Source organism: Rathayibacter sp. AY1A7, from assembly GCF_002930845.1.
Taxonomy (GTDB): Bacteria; Actinomycetota; Actinomycetes; order Actinomycetales; family Microbacteriaceae; genus Rathayibacter.
Genome location: NZ_PSTL01000001.1, coordinates 431,350 through 446,893, shown reverse-complemented (window position 1 = coordinate 446,893; position 15,544 = coordinate 431,350). Strand labels below are relative to the sequence as shown.

Genomic DNA, 15,544 nt, shown 5'->3' with positions numbered 1-15,544 from the left:
GACCGCGTCCTCACCACGTCTCCGAGCCCTGCGGAACCGCGTGCCGTCCCGTCAGGAGGAAACCATGGAGCCCAGCTCGAGGATCAGCACCGAGCGGATCGAGCCCGACATCGTGGTGATCCGCCCCGTCGGCCGGCTCGATTTGTCCACGGCGTGGGAGCTCGAAGCGGTCCTCCAGCGCGCGCTCGAGGCGGGAGAGGTCCGCGTGGTCGTCGACCTGGCGGCCGTCGAGTTCCTCGACTCGTCCGGGCTCGGCGTCCTCGTCGCCGGACTCAAGGAGGCGCGTAAGGCGGGCGGCGAGCTGCGCGTGGCCGCCGCCGGCGAGCAGCCCGCCATGGTGCTCGGCCTGTCCAACCTCGACCGCCTGCTCGGGAGCGCCGAGACCGTCGAGGAGGCCTATCGTGCCTGAGCGCTCCTTCGTCGTGCGCACGCCGCCCGAGGACGGCGTCACCGCCGTCCACGAGGCGCTCGAGGAGCTGTGGCTCGAGGAGCCGGGCGTCGCGCCGGTCGACCGGATGTCGTTCGAGACCGCGCTGGTCGAGCTGACCTCGAACATCGTCCAGCACGCCCGGTCGTACCGGCACATCATCTGCCTGGTCGAGATCCGCGTCGACGCGACCGAGCTGCGCGCCTCGCTCAACGACTCCGCCGAGGAGGCGCCCGCCGAGGTCGCCGACCCCCGCGACATGCCGGACGAGTGGGACGAGGCAGGCCGCGGGATCCCGTTCATCCATGCCCTCGTCACCGAGTTCTCCTACCGCCGTGTCGACGGGCAGAACCTCTGGGCACTCGCCCGGACCCGCACGTGAGCGAGCCGACCGAGCGCGCCCGCCTCGCCGCGATCGCCGAGCTCGGGATCGGCCTGAGCACCCCCCAGGAGCGCTTCGACAGGATCACCCGCATCGCCCGCCGGCTCCTGCGCGTCCCCCTCGCCGAGATCAACATCCTCGAGGAGTCGACGCAGTTCACGAAGTCGCCCCAGCGCTCGGCGCGGGCGAGCAGGATGCTGCGCGCCGACTCGATGTGCGACGTCACGGTCCAGCAGGGCGACATCCTCGTCGTCGAGGACGCCACCGCCGATCCGCGGTTCGCCGACCGCGGAGTCGTCACCGGATCCCCTCACGTGCGCTTCTACGCGGGCCGCCCGCTCGTCGTCGGGGACGGCCTCCGCGTCGGCACGATCTGCATCATCGACAGCGAGGTGCGCGGCTTCTCGGAGGAGGAGCGCGAGATCCTCGAGGACCTCGGCCGGTGGGCCGAGCGGGAGCTGCGCGAGATCGCCTTCTCCGGACGCGCGAGCGAGACGCAGGAGCGGCTCCGGCCCCAGCGCCTCGACCTCGGCGAGTGGAGCCTCGACTCGCTGACCACGCCGCTGCACGACGTCGCCGGCGACTACACGGCGTGGCGCCGCAGCGGGGACGACCTCTCCCTCGAGCTGGTCGACGTGATGGGCAAGGGGGTCTCGGCGGCGATCGTCGCCTCCGCGATCCGCTCCGCGTTCCAGGCGCGGCCGGAGCTCCCTCCCGCGGCAGCCGTCGAGGCCGTCAATCGCCAGCTCCTGCCCGACCTGACCGCGACCGGGATGTTCGCGACCGCACTGATCGCCCGGGTCGACCTCGCGAGCGGCGCCGTCGCGTTCGTGGACAGCGGCCACGGCCTCACCCTCCTGCTGCGCGCCGACGGCACCTCGGAGCGGCTCGCCTCCACCGGCGTCCCGCTCGGCATCGCCGCCGACGTCTCCTGGGAGGAGGAGCAGCGCGTGCTCGCCCCCGGCGACGCGCTCTTCTCCTGCAGCGACGGCCTGCTCGACGTCTTCGGCGGGCGCCTCGACGCGCTCGACCGTCTCGCCGAGCTGGTGCGGAGCAACGACGACCCCGCTCTCTTCGAGCGTCTGCATGCTCTCGCAGACGACGCGCACGACGATGTGACAGCGTTGGTGCTGCGGCGCTCCGCAGCGCCCGCCCCCTCCTGATCCTGATCGAAAGGACCTCCCCCATGCCTGGTGCACTCGTCCTCGCCGGCGGCGGCCTCGCCGGAATCGCCTGGGAGCTCGGCGTCCTCCGCGGCCTCGCCGACGCCTCCCCCGAGGCGGCCCGCCTCCTGCTCGATCCGTCGACGACCTTCATCGGCACCTCCGCGGGCTCCGCGGTCGCCGCGCAGCTGAGCACCGGCACCGGCCTCGACGAGTCGTACGAGGCCCAGCTCCAGGAGGAGTCCGCCGAGATCGGAGCGGACGTCGACGGTGAGCGCCTCCAGGCCCTCTTCGCCGCGGCCGTCGAGGGCGCGACCTCGCCCCAGGACGCGCGGCGCCGCATCGGCACCCTCGCGCTCGAGGCCGAGACGCTCCCCGAGGACACGCGCCGGGCCGTCATCTCGGCCCGCGTGGGCGACGCCGACTGGCCCGAGCAGCGCCTGCTCATCACCGCGGTCGACACGGCCACCGGTGAGCTGCGCGTGTTCGACCGCGAGAGCGGTGTCGGCCTCGTCGACGCGATCTCCGCCAGCTGCGCCGTCCCCGGGGTCTGGCCTCCCGTCAGCATCGACGGCGTCCGCTACATGGACGGCGGCGTGCGCTCCGGCAGCAACGCCGACCTCGCCGCGGGAGCCGACTGGGTCCTGATCGTCACTCCGCTGCCGGGAGTCGGCACGCCCGGCGCGGGCCTGATCCCGACCGGCGAGCTCGACGCCCTCGCGGACTCGCGGGTCGAGGTGCTCTACGCCGACGAGGAGTCGGTGCGCGCCTTCGGCCCGAACTCGCTCGACCCGGCCGTCCGCGCCGCCTCCGCCCGCTCCGGACGTACTCAGGGCGCCCGGCTCGCCTCGCGGATCGCCGCGCTGGTCGGCGCCGAGTAGCCGGTCTCAGCGCCGCACGCTGTAGCGCGTGAAGACCGTGCCGTCGGCGAAGCGGTGCTCCTCGCGCAGGTCGAGGCGCGCGTGGAACCCGCACGGGAGGAAGTGGGTCCCGCCGCCCACCGCCACCGGCACCGTGTAGACCTGCACCTCGTCGACGATCCCGGCGAGCAGCGCGTGCCGGGCGAGGGTCGGCCCGCCGATCGAGACGTCGTGGTCGGCGGCGCTGACCTGCGCGGCGACGACGACCGGGTCGAACCCGCCCTCGACGCGGGTGCGGCGGGTCTCGGCCGACTCCAGTGTCGTCGAGTACACGACCTTGTCGGCCGCCCGCCACATCTCCTGGAAGTCGCGGATGAACGCGAACTCCTCCGCGAGGGCCCAGGTCTGCTCCCACGCGCGCATGACCTCGTACATGCGCCGCCCGTACAGGTACGTGCGCACCCGCCCCTCGCGCTCCGTGATGAAGCGGTGCACGGCGGGTCGCGGCTCCGCCCAGGCGAATCCTCCGTCCGCGTCGTTCACGTAGCCGTCGAGCGACGCGATCGAGCTGTAGATGAGCGCGCCCACGTCGGCCTCTCTCCGTGGCCGGCTTCGGGACCGCCCACGGGCGCGACCGTAGGCCTCCCGCCTGCGTCCGGCAATGTCCGCCGGGTCCTCTGGCGCGGATCGACGGACCGATGCCGCTCCCGACGGCGCTCCCGGCGGTCGGCGCCCCCTCCCGGACCGCGTACCGTGGTCGTGCCGCAGGGAGCGGCCGTGAAGGGTTCGGGATGAAGATCAGCCAGCTGCGCCACTTCGTGGCGGTCGCCGAGGAGCTGCACTTCGTGCGCGCCGCCGAGCGCCTCGGCATCTCGCGGCAGAAGCTCGACTCCTCCGTCGCCGCCGTCGAGCTCGACCTCGGCAAGCCGCTCTTCGAGCCCGGTGCCGCCGCCACGACCCTCACCGCGGCCGGGCGGCAGCGCCTCGCCTCGGCCCGCGAGGAGCTCGCCGCGCTCGGCGACGAGCCGGAGGCGGCCCCGAAGTCGGGAGGCAAGGCCAAGGCCTCCAAGGGGACCGGGCGCGCGCCGATCGTCAAGGGCCAGCCCAAGCCCTACAAGCGCCGGCAGTCCCGCTGACGCGCAGTGTCCGATCGCCGGAGGTGGTGGGCCCTACCGGGCTCGAACCGATGACATCCACGGTGTAAACGTGGCGCTCTACCAACTGAGCTAAAGGCCCCCGCCGCGGGCGCACCCGCGGACGATCGACTCGATCCTACGGCAGGCGGAGCGGCCCCCTGCGGGCACTAGCCTCGGCACATGACCGCCGACAGCGACTCCCGGGCGAGGCGGCGCGCCGAGAGCCGCTGGCCCGCCTCCGCCGCGATCCTGGTGGCCGTCGCCCTGAACGTGGCCGGCCACAGCGCCGACACCTCGGTGGTCCGCCTCGTCGCCGCCGGCATCACGCTCGCGCTGCTCGTGCCGCTGTTCGTCGTCAACCCGCACCGGCTCGACAGCGAGACGCGCTGGTCGCGCGGGGTCTCCATCGCCCTGGCGGTCGTGCTCGCCGTGGCGAACCAGGTGAACGTGGTCGCCGTGGTGATCGACCTCGTCGACGGGACGGCCGACGGCCCGCCGCTGCTGCTCACCGCGCTCCAGGTCTGGGTCACCAACGTCGTCGCGTACGCGCTGCTGTTCTGGGAGCTCGACCGCGGCGGTCCGGTCGCCCGCGGAACGCTTCCCCGCACCGAGCTGCCGGCGGCCGACTTCGCCTTCCCGCAGGACACCTACCGCGACACCGCGCCCGAGGTCGCCGCGACCTCCTCCGAGCGCGCCGACTGGCGGCCCGGCTTCGTGGACTACCTCTCGGTCTCGACGACGAACACCATGGCGTTCAGCCCGACCGACACGATGCCGCTGTCGAGCCGGATGAAGCTCCTGATGATCGCCGAGGCGTTCACCGGATTCGTCCTGCTGGCCCTCGTGATCTCGCGGGCCGTCAACATCCTCAGCTGACGACCGGGGCGGTCCGCCTCCGGAGGATCAGACGTGCGCGGGGGCGAGCGCGTCGATCGCGGCGCGGTAGGCGTCGATCGAGCGCGCCTCGCCCGGGGCGGTCATGAACGTGTCCCGGATGACGCCGGCCTTGTCGATGAGGAAGGTCGCGCGGGTCGCGTAGCCCTTCGCCTCGGTGAACACGCCGTACTGCTTGGCGACGTCGCCGTGCGGCCAGAAGTCGGAGAGGAGCGTGAAGTCGTAGCCCTGCTTCTCGCCCCAGGCGCGCAGCGTGTGCTTGGAGTCGACCGAGATGCCGATCAGCTCCACGTCGGCGTGCTCGAAGAGGGAGAGGTTCTCGCGCAGCGCGCAGAACTCGCCCGTGCAGGTGCCGGAGAAGGCGAGGGGGAAGAACACCAGGGCGACGTTGCGTCGCCCGTGGAAGTCGCCCAGCTGGATGCGCTCGCCGTACTGGTTCGCGAGTTCGAAGTCGGGAGCCAGGGTCAGCTTCTCGAGAGCCATCGGTCCGATGTCCTTCCGTGCGCACGAGAGTCGCGCGAGCACGAGGGGCAATGCTAGACCCGCTCCGCGCAGACTCCAAGGAACATCCCGTCTCCCCCGATCACGGGCCGGTCGACGCGTCCCGTCTGGCGCTCTCCTACAGTCGTCGGCGCTCATTCCTCGTGGATCACCACAGTGCGATTCCAGGTTCGGGGCACGGGAATCGCTAGGCTGACGGAGGTGCCCGCGCGCGGCTCGTCATCCGAGCCCCGGATCCGCGGATCCGCACCGCTTCATGAGAGTGATGTCTCGGGCACGATCTGCCCCCAGAGAGAGGTCGAGGGTGACTGTTAACGATCAGGACCCGTATTCCGTCGGTCACGTGGACTCGGACCCCGAGGAAACGTCGGAGTGGAACGAGTCGCTCGATGCGCTCGTCGAGGAGCGGGGCCGGGGTCGCGGGCGCGACGTCATGCTCAGCCTCCTCAAGCGCTCCAAGGAGCTCCACCTCGGCGTGCCGATGGTGCCCACCACGGACTACATCAACACCATCGCGCCCGAGAACGAGCCCGACTTCCCGGGCGACGAGGACGTCGAGCGCCGCTACCGCGCGTGGATCCGCTGGAACGCGGCCATCCTCGTGCACCGCGCGCAGCGTCCCGGCATCGGGGTCGGCGGCCACATCTCGACGTACGCGTCGAGCGCCTCGCTGTACGAGGTCGGCTTCAACCACTTCTTCCGCGGCCAGGACCACCCGGGCGGCGGCGACCAGATCTTCATCCAGGGCCACGCCTCCCCCGGCCCGTACGCGCGCGCCTTCCTCGAGGGACGCCTGAGCGAGCACCAGCTCGACGGCTTCCGCCAGGAGAAGTCGCACCGGGGCGGCGGGCTCTCCAGCTACCCGCACCCGCGGCTCATGCCGGAGTTCTGGCAGTTCCCGACCGTCTCGATGGGCCTCGGCCCGATCAACGCGATCTACCAGGCGCAGGCGAACAAGTACCTCACCAACCGCGGCATCAAGGACGCCTCCGACCAGCAGGTCTGGGCGTTCCTCGGCGACGGCGAGATGGACGAGGTCGAGTCGCGCGGTCAGCTCCAGGTCGCCGCGAACGACGGCCTCGATAACCTGAACTTCATCGTCAACTGCAACCTCCAGCGCCTCGACGGACCCGTCCGCGGCAACGGCAAGATCGTGCAGGAGCTCGAGTCGTACTTCCGCGGCGCGGGCTGGAACGTCATCAAGCTCATCTGGGGCCGCGAGTGGGACGACCTGCTCGCCCGCGACACCGAGGGCGCGCTGCTCGACCTGATGAACAAGACGCCCGACGGCGACTTCCAGACCTACAAGACGGAGGACGGCGCCTACGTCCGCGAGAACTTCTTCGGCCGCGACCCGCGCGCCAAGAAGCTCGTCGAGGGCTACTCCGACGAGCAGATCTGGGGCCTGCGCCGCGGCGGCCACGACTACCGCAAGATCTACGCGGCCATGAAGGCCGCGACGGAGCACAAGGGCCAGCCCACCGTCATCCTCGCCCACACCATCAAGGGCTACGGTCTCGGCCGCAGCTTCGAGGGCCGCAACGCGACCCACCAGATGAAGAAGATGACGCTGGACAACCTCAAGTCGTTCCGCGACACCATGCGCATCCCGATCACGGACGCGCAGCTCGAGGAGAACCCCTACCTCCCGCCGTACTACCACCCCGGTCAGAACGACGAGGCGATCGAGTACCTGCAGGAGCGCCGCCGCGCGCTCGGCGGCTACCTCCCCGAGCGCCGCTCGAAGTACACGCAGCTGAATCTTCCCGAGGACTCGGCCTACGCGGTCGGCAAGAAGGGCTCCGGGACGCAGGAGATCGCCACCACCATGGCGTTCGTCCGCATCCTGAAGGACATCCTCCGCTCGAAGGACTTCGGCAACCGCGTCGTCCCGATCATCCCGGACGAGGCGCGCACCTTCGGCATGGACGCGTTCTTCCCGAACGCGAAGATCTACAACCCGCGCGGCCAGCACTACACGTCGGTCGACCGCGAGCTCCTCCTGGCCTACAAGGAGAGCCCGCAGGGCCAGATCCTCCACGTCGGCATCAACGAGGCGGGCGCCCTCGCGGCGTTCACCGCGATCGGCACCTCGTACTCGACGCAGGGCGAGCCGCTCATCCCGGTCTACGTCTTCTACTCGATGTTCGGGTTCCAGCGCACGGGCGACGCGATCTGGGCGGCCGGCGACATGATGTCGCGCGGCTTCATGATCGGCGCCACCGCAGGACGCACCACGCTGACCGGCGAGGGCCTCCAGCACGCGGACGGGCACTCCCCGATCCTCGCGGCGACCAACCCCGCCGTCGTGAGCTACGACCCGGCCTACGGGTACGAGATCGCGCACATCGTGCAGTCCGGTCTCGAGCGCATGTACGGCGGGAAGCACACCGACCCGAACGTCATGTACTACATCACGGTCTACAACGAGCCGATCGTGCAGCCGAAGGAGCCGGAGGACGTCGACGTCGAGGGCATCGTCCGCGGCATCCACCGCATCTCCTGGGGTCAGTGGGACGGGCCGAAGGCCCAGCTCCTCGCCTCGGGCGTCGCCGTGCCGTGGGCGATCGAGGCGCAGAAGCTCCTCGCCGAGGACTGGGGCGTCTCGGCGGACGTCTGGTCGGTCACCTCGTGGAACGAGCTGCGCCGCGACGGCATCAAGGCCGAGCAGCACAACTTCCTCCACCCCGAGGACGCCGAGCAGGTGCCGTACGTGACGCAGAAGCTGGCCGACGCGAAGGGCCCCTTCGTCGCCGTCTCGGACTTCTCGCACCAGGTCCCCGACCAGCTGCGCCAGTTCATCCCGGGCGACTTCGCGACGCTCGGCGCGGACGACTTCGGGTTCTCGGACACCCGTGCGGCGGCGCGGCGCTACTTCCAGATCGACGGCCCCTCGGTCGTCGTGCGGACGCTGCAGCTGCTCGCCAAGCGCGGCGAGGTCGACCCCTCGCTCGCCGTCCAGGCGATCGAGAAGTACCGCCTCCTCGACGTCAACGCCGGCACCACCGGCAACGCGGGCGGCGAGAGCTGACGGACGAGTCCGTGCTCTCGCAGGAACCCGCACCGTCGAGTGCGCGGGGTCCTGCTCCTGCGGCGGAGCGTCCGGCCACCCGGCCGGGCGCTCCCCGCACGAAGGAGCAGACCCTCGCCTGGCTGCGCACCCTCGCCGGTGAGCTCTCGACGCAGACGATCAAGCGACTCGAGGACACGCTGCCCTGGTACGGCAGCATGCCCCCCGGTCGGCGCTCGGCGGTCGGCCTCGTCGCCCAGGCCGGCATCACCTCGTTCATCTCGTGGTTCGACGACCCGTCGGCCACGCCGTGGATCGCGGCGGACGTGTTCGGAGCCGCTCCCCGCGAGCTGCTGCGCTCCGTCTCGCTGACGCAGACGCTGCAGCTGATCAAGGTGACGGTCGAGGTCGTCGAGGACCGGATCAAGAACGGCGGGGAGGACCTCCGCGAGGCGATCCTCCTCTACTCGCGCGAGATCGCCTTCGCCGCGGCCGACGTCTACGCGCGCGCCGCCGAGGCCCGAGGACTCTGGGACGCGCGCCTGGAGGCGCTGGTCGTCGACTCGATCCTCACGGGCGAGGCCGACGACGAGCTGCCCAGCCGGATCGCCGCCCTCGGCTGGCACGGCCACGGCGAGGTCGCCGTCCTGGTGGGCACCGCCCCCAAGATGCTCGACGTCGACCAGCTGCGCCGCACGGCCCGGCACATGGACGCCGACGTGCTGATCGGCGTGCAGGGCAGCCGGCTCGTCCTGGTCATCGGCCGCGCCGAGCCGAGCGAGAACGCCACGGAGGAGACCGGTCCGCCGGTCGCGTTCCTCGAGATCGCGGAGGCGCTCGAGCCCGGCTTCGGGACGGGCCACCTCGTCCTCGGCCACGAGGTGCCGACCCTGGTCGAGGCGTCCCGCAGCGCCCGCGCGGCCCTCGCCGGCTTCGCGGTCGCCCGCTCCTGGCGGAACGCGCCGCGACCGGTCAACGCCGACGATCTCCTTCCCGAGCGCGCCCTCGCCGGCGACCCGCTCGCCCGCCAGAGCCTCATCACGCAGATCTACCGGCCCCTGCAGAAGCACTCGACCGAGCTTCTGACCACGCTGTGGGCCTACCTCGACAACGGCCGCTCCCTCGAGGCGACCGCTCGCGAGCTGTTCGTGCACCCGAACACGGTGCGGTACCGCCTCAAGCGGGTCGCCGAGGTGATCGGCTGGGACGCGACGGGCGCCCGCGAGGCGCTCATCCTCCAGTCCGCCCTCATCCTCGGCTCCATGAGCGACCCGGACGGCGCCGTCCGCCGGAAGCCGTCCCGCCGCTGAGGCCCTCCGCTCGCCGAACCCCTCCCGCCCCTGAACACTTGTAGACCCGCGACAAGCTCTTTGTGCTTTGTCAGTGGCTCCACGCGCCGCACGTGCGAGCGCAGATCGGAAGACTGGATACCGTGATCGTCGTCGTCGCCCCGGGTCAGGGCTCCCAGACCCCCGGATTCCTCGCCCCATGGCTCGAGATCCCCTCTGTGGCCGAGCAGGTCGCCGCGCACTCGGAGGCGGTCGGCATCGACCTCGCCACGCACGGCACCGTCTCGGACGCGGACACCATCCGCGACACCGCGGTCGCCCAGCCCCTGATCGTCTCCGCGGGACTCGTGAGCCTCGCCGCCCTCCTCGAGGGCGGACGGCGCGAGCGCATCGCGGGCATCGCCGGCCACTCCGTCGGCGAGATCACCGCGGCCGCCGGAGCCGGGGTCCTCACCGAGGCCGACGCGCTGGTGTTCGTCCGCGAGCGCGCCCGTGCCATGGCCGCTGCGGCTGCCGCCGAGCCGACCGCGATGAGCGCGGTCCTCGGCGGCGACGAGCAGGCCCTGATCGCCCGTCTCGACGAGCTCGGCCTCGAGCCAGCCAACTACAACGGCGGCGGTCAGATCGTCGTCGCCGGCGCGGTCGACGCGCTCGAGGCCCTCAAGGCGGAGCCGCTCCGCGGGACCCGCGTGATCCCCCTGCAGGTGGCCGGCGCCTTCCACACCCGCTACATGGCGCCCGCCCGCGACTCCCTCGCCGGCGTCGCCGCCGGGCTGACCCCCTCCGACCCGACGCTCCGTCTCTGGACGAACCGCGACGGGTCGGTCGTCGACTCCGGTGCCGCGTTCCTCGAGCTGCTCGTCGGCCAGGTCGCCTCCCCCGTCCGCTGGGACCTCTGCATGGCGGCCTTCGCCGACGCGGGCGTCACCGGGATCATCGAGCTGGCACCCGCCGGCGCGCTGGTCGGCCTCGCCAAGCGCGGCCTCAAGGGCGTGCCGAGCATCGCCATCACGACCCCCGACGACGTGGACGCCGCCCGCGCCTTCCTCGACGAGCACGCCGCCTAGCAGGAGAGACCCCATGACGACCCCTTCCCTCACCCAGTCCAGCGGCAGCGCGTACACCCGGATCCTCGGCATCGGCGCGGCCCGCGGCGACCTCGTCGTCCCGAACGACGACCTGATCGAGCCGATCAACTCCTCCGACGAGTGGATCCGCCAGCGCACCGGCATCATCGAGCGCCGCCGGGCCTCCGCCGACATCCACGCGGTCGACCTCGCGACCACCGCCTCCCTCGAGGCGATCGAGAAGGCGGGCATCCGCCCGGACCAGATCGGCGTCGTGCTCGTCTCCACGATCAGCAACACCGTGCAGACCCCGTCGCTGGCCGCGCTCCTCGCGGACCGCATCGGGGCGAACCCCGCCCCGGCGTACGACATCTCGGCAGCCTGCGCCGGCTACACCTACGGCATCGCCCAGGCCGATTCCTTCATCCGCTCCGGCCTGGCCGAGTACGTGCTCGTCGTCGGAGCCGAGAAGCTGTCCGAGCTGGTCAAGTCGACCGACCGCAGCATCTCCTTCCTCCTCGGCGACGGCGCGGGCGCCGCGGTCGTCGGCCCCAGCGACACCGCCGGCATCTCGAAGACCGTGTGGGGATCCGACGGCTCCAAGTGGGACACCGTCGGCATGGACAACCCGCTCGCGGCCTACCGCGACGGCACCGCCGAATGGCCCACCCTCCGCCAGGACGGCCCGTCGGTCTTCCGCTGGGCGGTCTGGGAGATGGCCAAGGTCGCCAAGCAGGCGCTCGCGGAGGCGGGCGTCCAGCCCGAGGACCTCGCCGCGTTCATCCCCCACCAGGCGAACATGCGCATCATCGACGAGCTCGCGAAGCAGCTGAAGCTGCCCGAGACCGTCGCTATCGGCCGCGACATCGAGACCACCGGCAACACCTCCGCCGCGTCGATCCCGCTCGCCACCCACCGCCTGCTCGAGGAGCACCCGGAGCTGCACGGCGGACTCGCGCTGCAGATCGGCTTCGGCGCCGGACTGGTGTTCGGCGCGCAGGTCGTGGTGCTCCCGTGACCGGCGCGACCCCACCCCTAAACTGACCTACGGTCACTGACGAACACCCGAAGAACCCCCAAGGAGAGAACCATGGCACTGTCCAACGAAGAAGTCCTCGCCGGCCTGGCCGAGCTTGTCAACGACGAGACGGGCATCGCCACCGACTCCGTCGAGATGGACAAGTCGTTCACCGACGACCTCGACATCGACTCCATCTCGATGATGACCATCGTCGTCAACGCCGAGGAGAAGTTCGACGTGAAGATCCCCGACGACGAGGTCAAGAACCTCAAGACGGTCGGCGACGCGGTCCGCTTCATCGTCAAGGCGTCCGAGTAGTCGTCGCCCGCGCACCCCGTCCTCGTGGCGGACACCCCGGCCGGCGATCGTCGGCCGGGGTGAGCCCGGCACCCACCCACACGGAACAGAGAAGCTCGTCATGACCAAGAAGATCGTCGTCACCGGAATCGGTGCCAGCACTCCCCTCGGCGGGACCGCCCGGGAGTCCTGGAACGCACTCCTCGCCGGCGAATCAGGCGTCCGCTCCCTCGAGCAGGACTGGGTCGCCCAGTACGACATCCCGGTCACCTTCGCCGCCCAGGCCAAGGTCCGCCCGGAGGAGGTGCTCTCCCGCCCGGAGGCGAAGCGCCTCGACCCCTCCAGCCAGTTCGCGCTCATCTCGGCCCGCGAGGCCTGGGCCGACTCCGGCATCACCGACGTCGACCCGCTCCGCGTGGGCGTCGACTACTCGACCGGCATCGGCGGCCTCTGGACCCTCGTCGACGCGTGGGACACCCTCCGCGAGCGCGGTCCCCGCCGGGTCCTCCCGATGACCATCCCGATGCTCATGCCCAACGCGGCCGCCGCCGCCATCAGCATGGCCATCCCCTCCCGCGCCTACGCCCGCACCGACGTGTCGGCCTGCGCCTCCAGCACCGAGGCCCTCGCGAACGCCTACGAGCACATGCAGCTCGGCCTCGCCGACGTGGTCGTCGCCGGCGGCACGGAGTCGGTCGTCCACCCGCTCCCGATCGCCGCCTTCGCGTCGATGCAGGCCCTCTCGCGCCGCAACGACGACCCGGCGACCGCCTCGCGCCCCTACGACGTCTCCCGCGACGGCTTCGTCCTCGGAGAAGGCGCCGCGACGCTCATCCTCGAGACCGAGGAGCACGCCCTCGCCCGCGGAGCCCGCATCTACGCGGAGCTCGCCGGCGGCGCCGTCACCAGCGACTCGTACCACATCACGGCGCCGGACCCCGAGGGCTCCGCCGCCGCCCGTGCCATGATCGGCGCCCTCGAGCAGGCCGGAGCCGCGCTCACCGACGTCACCCACGTCAACGCCCACGCGACGAGCACCCCGGTCGGCGACATCGCCGAGTACCGCGCCCTGCTGCGCGTCTTCGGCGACCACCTCCCGAACATCGCCGTCTCCGCGACCAAGGCGTCCACCGGCCACCTCCTCGGCGGCACCGGCGCGCTCGAGGCCATCTTCACCGTGCTCGCCCTCCACGAGCGCACCGCACCCCCCACCATCAACCTCTTCGAGCAGGACCCCCAGATCCCCCTCGACGTCGTCACCAGCCCCCGCGCCCTCGGCGACGGACCGCTGGTCGCCATCTCGAACTCGTTCGGGTTCGGGGGGCACAATGCTGTTGCCGCTTTCCGGACGGTGTAGCGGGGCGTAGCCCCGCTCCACCGTGCGGAAAGCGGGCTGCGCCGCTCCTTGCGCGGCGCAGGCGCGTCCGCTGGGGAGGGGGGCGGGGTTTCCGAGGGCCGGTGCGGTGCGGCGACGGTGATCCGCTGGAACGCGGATCCCCGGATACGCCTCGTGCCGCGCGGGATCTGCGCCGCCGTCTGGTGCGGGCTGGTGAGCACGCCGTGCTGGTGGGGAGCGCGTGCTTCGCCGCGACTCGGGTCGGATACTCCGATTGCGGAAGCTGTCCGGGTGGGAGCGCGGGCTTCGCCGCGGCTCGGGTAGAAGGCTTCGGTTCAAGCAGCTGTGCTCGAGGGGAGCGCGGGCTTCGCCGCGACTCGGGTCGGATGCTCCGATCAACGAAGCCGACCAGGTGGGAGCGCGGGCCTCGCCGCGACTCGGGTTGCACGCTCCAATCAACGAAGCTGTCCGGGTGGGAGCGCGGGCTTCGCCGAGACTCGGGTCGGATGCTCGGATCAGGCGCAACAGAGGTGCGGGCGGCTCCGCGAGTCTTCCGACGCCCTCCGCCGGAACGCGGTGCTCCGCCGACCGTCTGGTCGACGTGCCAGCGAGCGGCAACCGCGAGGTGACGACGCGACTTCGAGGCGGGCCTCTGCCGGAACGGGGGTCCGCTGGCCGCCTGGTTCAGGGAGGCGGGAGCGAGCGGCCCCCGCGAGGCGTATCCGCCGATCCGCGTGCCAGCGGATCGGCGTCGCCGGACGCAAGCCGCTCCACGGAACCCGACCACCTCCCCGAGCCGACTGCGCGACGCCGCGCGAGGAGCGGCGTCGAACGAGCTCAGCCGACCCCGTGCATCCAGACGACGGGGGCGAAGTCGCCGCCGTAGCGGAAGGGCTCGAGCTCGTCCTCCCAGGCCTGGCCGAGGGCGAGGCGCAGCTCGCGGTGCAGCTCGATGGGATCGGCGCCGGCGAGCTCCATAGCGGAGCGGATGCGGTCCTCGGGCACGACGGTGTTGCCCGCGCTGTCGGTCTGCGCGTAGAAGATGCCGAGCTCGGGCGTGTGCATCCAGCGGCCGCCGTCGACGCCGGGAGAGGGCTCCTCGGTGACCTCGTAGCGGACGTCGGCCCAGCCGCGAAGAGCGGACGCGATGACGGCACCGGTTCCGACCGGGCCCTCCCAGGCGAACTCGGCGCGCAACGTGCTGCGGAGCACGGGCTGCTCGATCCAGGCGAAGTTCACGGCACGACCAAGGGCGCGACCTGTCCCCCACTCGAGGTGGGGGCAGAGCGCGCGGGGGGCGGAGTGCACGAAGAGCACACCCCGAGTCTGCTGCGCCACCATGGTGTCCTCCGTTCGTCCCGGTGCGTCTTCCCCAACGACCCGGACCACGGAACACTCTGCGGTGCGCCTTCTTCGACTATGACGGTGGACGTGCCACCACGCCCGATCATGCAGGAGCGGCGGACCTCCGTCAAGGCGGCTCGCCGCGCCTGCTCGACCGGCCGCCGGCGGCTCCTGCCTATACTCGGGTCGTCCGCGCCGCCGGACGCCGCACACCGCCAGACGCCCGCCGGGAGGAGCACCGTGTCCGTCCGCGACGGCCTGCTCGCCCTGCTCACGCTCGGCCCCGCCTACGGCCTCCAGCTGCACGCCGAGCTCCTCGACCGTGCCGCGCACCGGCCCCGGGTCAACGTCGGCCAGATCTACTCGACGCTCGAGCGCCTGCGCGAGCGGGGCCTCGTCGTCTCGGCCGGGTCCACCGATGACGGCCTCCCCCTGCACGCGCTCACCAGCGAGGGCCGCGCGGAGGCGGCCGCCTGGCTGACGGGTGACGGAGCGTCCCCGGAGGAGGACTGGGACGACGTCCTCGACCGGGTGCTGCTGGCCTCGAGCCTGTCCGGCGCCGACCTCGCCGCCGTCCTCGACGCGTACGAGAGCTCGCTGCCCGCCACCGCCGACGAGCAGGCGGAGGAGGAGGACGCGCACCCGCAGCGCCGCCTCGCCGCGATCGCCGCCCGCGTGCGGGAGGAGGCCCTGCGGCGCCTCCTCGAGGCGGCCCGCGACGAGCTCACGGGCGACGGGCCGGGACGGGGCGTCCGCGGATACGCTCTCGAGCGTCCCCGCCGGGGCCGTCGAGCCTCGAGCTAGGACGAGACAGGCG

Annotated in this window: 16 protein-coding genes and 1 tRNA gene; 13 read left to right on the top strand and 4 right to left on the bottom strand. The window is 71.9% G+C overall.

Annotated features, from left to right (window positions below):
- Positions 1-64: 64 nt before the first annotated feature.
- Genes C5B95_RS01990 through C5B95_RS01975 form a run of 4 tightly spaced genes read left to right on the top strand, consistent with a single transcriptional unit; the run spans position 65 to position 2,853 of the window.
- Positions 65-409, top strand: coding sequence for an STAS domain-containing protein (locus C5B95_RS01990; RefSeq protein WP_104223474.1), 345 nt, complete (start codon positions 65-67; stop codon positions 407-409).
- Positions 402-809 carry an ATP-binding protein gene (locus C5B95_RS01985; protein WP_104223473.1) on the top strand — a complete coding sequence of 136 codons (408 nt, stop codon included), beginning with the start codon at positions 402-404 and terminating at the stop codon, positions 807-809. The genes C5B95_RS01990 and C5B95_RS01985 overlap by 8 nt, the downstream gene beginning before the upstream one ends.
- Positions 806-1,972 carry a PP2C family protein-serine/threonine phosphatase gene (locus tag C5B95_RS01980; protein ID WP_181065545.1) on the top strand — a complete coding sequence of 389 codons (1,167 nt, stop codon included), beginning with the start codon at positions 806-808 and terminating at the stop codon, positions 1,970-1,972. The genes C5B95_RS01985 and C5B95_RS01980 overlap by 4 nt, the downstream gene beginning before the upstream one ends.
- Positions 1,973-1,995: 23 nt before the next feature.
- Positions 1,996-2,853, top strand: coding sequence for a patatin-like phospholipase family protein (locus tag C5B95_RS01975; RefSeq protein WP_104348349.1), 858 nt, complete (start codon positions 1,996-1,998; stop codon positions 2,851-2,853).
- A gap of 6 nt (positions 2,854-2,859) precedes the next feature.
- Here C5B95_RS01975 and C5B95_RS01970 read toward each other — a convergent pair whose 3' ends face one another.
- A complete protein-coding gene (locus C5B95_RS01970; RefSeq protein ID WP_104226668.1) occupies positions 2,860-3,420 on the bottom strand; it encodes a dihydrofolate reductase family protein in 561 nt (186 codons plus the stop codon).
- A 203-nt stretch (positions 3,421-3,623) separates the two neighbouring features.
- Here C5B95_RS01970 and C5B95_RS01965 point away from each other — a divergent pair, with 203 nt between their 5' ends.
- On the top strand, positions 3,624-3,968 hold the full coding sequence (locus C5B95_RS01965; protein ID WP_104223469.1) for a LysR family transcriptional regulator: 345 nt from the start codon (positions 3,624-3,626) through the stop codon (positions 3,966-3,968).
- Positions 3,969-3,992: 24 nt separating this feature from the next.
- Here C5B95_RS01965 and C5B95_RS01960 read toward each other — a convergent pair.
- A tRNA-Val gene (locus C5B95_RS01960) sits at positions 3,993-4,068 on the bottom strand.
- A gap of 80 nt (positions 4,069-4,148) precedes the next feature.
- On the opposite strand from C5B95_RS01960, the gene C5B95_RS01955 reads away from it, so the two are divergent.
- Positions 4,149-4,844: a hypothetical protein gene (locus tag C5B95_RS01955; RefSeq protein WP_104226669.1), complete on the top strand. Its 696-nt coding sequence runs from the start codon at positions 4,149-4,151 to the stop codon at positions 4,842-4,844.
- Positions 4,845-4,871: 27 nt separating this feature from the next.
- On the opposite strand, the gene C5B95_RS01950 is transcribed toward C5B95_RS01955, so the two are convergent.
- Positions 4,872-5,345 carry a peroxiredoxin gene (locus tag C5B95_RS01950; RefSeq protein WP_104223507.1) on the bottom strand — a complete coding sequence of 158 codons (474 nt, stop codon included), beginning with the start codon at positions 5,343-5,345 and terminating at the stop codon, positions 4,872-4,874.
- Positions 5,346-5,667: 322 nt separating this feature from the next.
- Between C5B95_RS01950 and aceE the strand changes: the two genes are divergently transcribed.
- The 6 genes from aceE (at position 5,668) to C5B95_RS01920 (ending at position 13,404) form a co-directional block, all read left to right on the top strand.
- On the top strand, positions 5,668-8,394 hold the full coding sequence (gene aceE, locus C5B95_RS01945) for a pyruvate dehydrogenase (acetyl-transferring), homodimeric type (protein WP_104223467.1): 2,727 nt from the start codon (positions 5,668-5,670) through the stop codon (positions 8,392-8,394).
- A 122-nt stretch (positions 8,395-8,516) separates the two neighbouring features.
- Positions 8,517-9,683 carry a CdaR family transcriptional regulator gene (locus C5B95_RS01940; RefSeq protein WP_181027189.1) on the top strand — a complete coding sequence of 389 codons (1,167 nt, stop codon included), beginning with the start codon at positions 8,517-8,519 and terminating at the stop codon, positions 9,681-9,683.
- Between the two features lie 122 nt (positions 9,684-9,805).
- Positions 9,806-10,729: an ACP S-malonyltransferase gene (locus C5B95_RS01935; protein ID WP_104348348.1), complete on the top strand. Its 924-nt coding sequence runs from the start codon at positions 9,806-9,808 to the stop codon at positions 10,727-10,729.
- A gap of 13 nt (positions 10,730-10,742) precedes the next feature.
- On the top strand, positions 10,743-11,747 hold the full coding sequence (locus C5B95_RS01930; protein ID WP_104223464.1) for a beta-ketoacyl-ACP synthase III: 1,005 nt from the start codon (positions 10,743-10,745) through the stop codon (positions 11,745-11,747).
- A gap of 72 nt (positions 11,748-11,819) precedes the next feature.
- Positions 11,820-12,068: an acyl carrier protein gene (locus C5B95_RS01925; RefSeq protein ID WP_104223463.1), complete on the top strand. Its 249-nt coding sequence runs from the start codon at positions 11,820-11,822 to the stop codon at positions 12,066-12,068.
- Positions 12,069-12,168: 100 nt separating this feature from the next.
- On the top strand, positions 12,169-13,404 hold the full coding sequence (locus C5B95_RS01920; RefSeq protein ID WP_104226673.1) for a beta-ketoacyl synthase: 1,236 nt from the start codon (positions 12,169-12,171) through the stop codon (positions 13,402-13,404).
- Positions 13,405-14,220: 816 nt separating this feature from the next.
- Here the strand turns inward: C5B95_RS01920 and C5B95_RS01915 are convergent.
- On the bottom strand, positions 14,221-14,724 hold the full coding sequence (locus tag C5B95_RS01915) for a DUF3145 domain-containing protein (protein WP_104226674.1): 504 nt from the start codon (positions 14,722-14,724) through the stop codon (positions 14,221-14,223).
- Positions 14,725-14,967: 243 nt separating this feature from the next.
- Between C5B95_RS01915 and C5B95_RS01910 the strand changes: the two genes are divergently transcribed.
- Entirely contained in the window at positions 14,968-15,531 is a 564-nt protein-coding gene (locus C5B95_RS01910) for a PadR family transcriptional regulator (RefSeq protein ID WP_181067969.1), read from the top strand.
- The last annotated feature ends 13 nt before the right edge of the window (positions 15,532-15,544 follow it).

Excerpts from the sequence above, each read along its gene's own strand:
- C5B95_RS01930 (WP_104223464.1), top strand. The coding sequence starts at position 10,743 with ATGACGACCCCTTCCCTCACCCAGTCCAGCGGCAGCGCGTACACCCGG.
- C5B95_RS01950 (WP_104223507.1), bottom strand. The coding sequence starts at position 5,345 with ATGGCTCTCGAGAAGCTGACCCTGGCTCCCGACTTCGAACTCGCGAAC.
- C5B95_RS01925 (WP_104223463.1), top strand. The coding sequence starts at position 11,820 with ATGGCACTGTCCAACGAAGAAGTCCTCGCCGGCCTGGCCGAGCTTGTC.
- C5B95_RS01990 (WP_104223474.1), top strand. The coding sequence starts at position 65 with ATGGAGCCCAGCTCGAGGATCAGCACCGAGCGGATCGAGCCCGACATC.
- C5B95_RS01915 (WP_104226674.1), bottom strand. The coding sequence starts at position 14,724 with ATGGTGGCGCAGCAGACTCGGGGTGTGCTCTTCGTGCACTCCGCCCCC.
- C5B95_RS01955 (WP_104226669.1), top strand. The coding sequence starts at position 4,149 with ATGACCGCCGACAGCGACTCCCGGGCGAGGCGGCGCGCCGAGAGCCGC.
- C5B95_RS01920 (WP_104226673.1), top strand. The coding sequence starts at position 12,169 with ATGACCAAGAAGATCGTCGTCACCGGAATCGGTGCCAGCACTCCCCTC.
- C5B95_RS01965 (WP_104223469.1), top strand. The coding sequence starts at position 3,624 with ATGAAGATCAGCCAGCTGCGCCACTTCGTGGCGGTCGCCGAGGAGCTG.
- C5B95_RS01975 (WP_104348349.1), top strand. The coding sequence starts at position 1,996 with ATGCCTGGTGCACTCGTCCTCGCCGGCGGCGGCCTCGCCGGAATCGCC.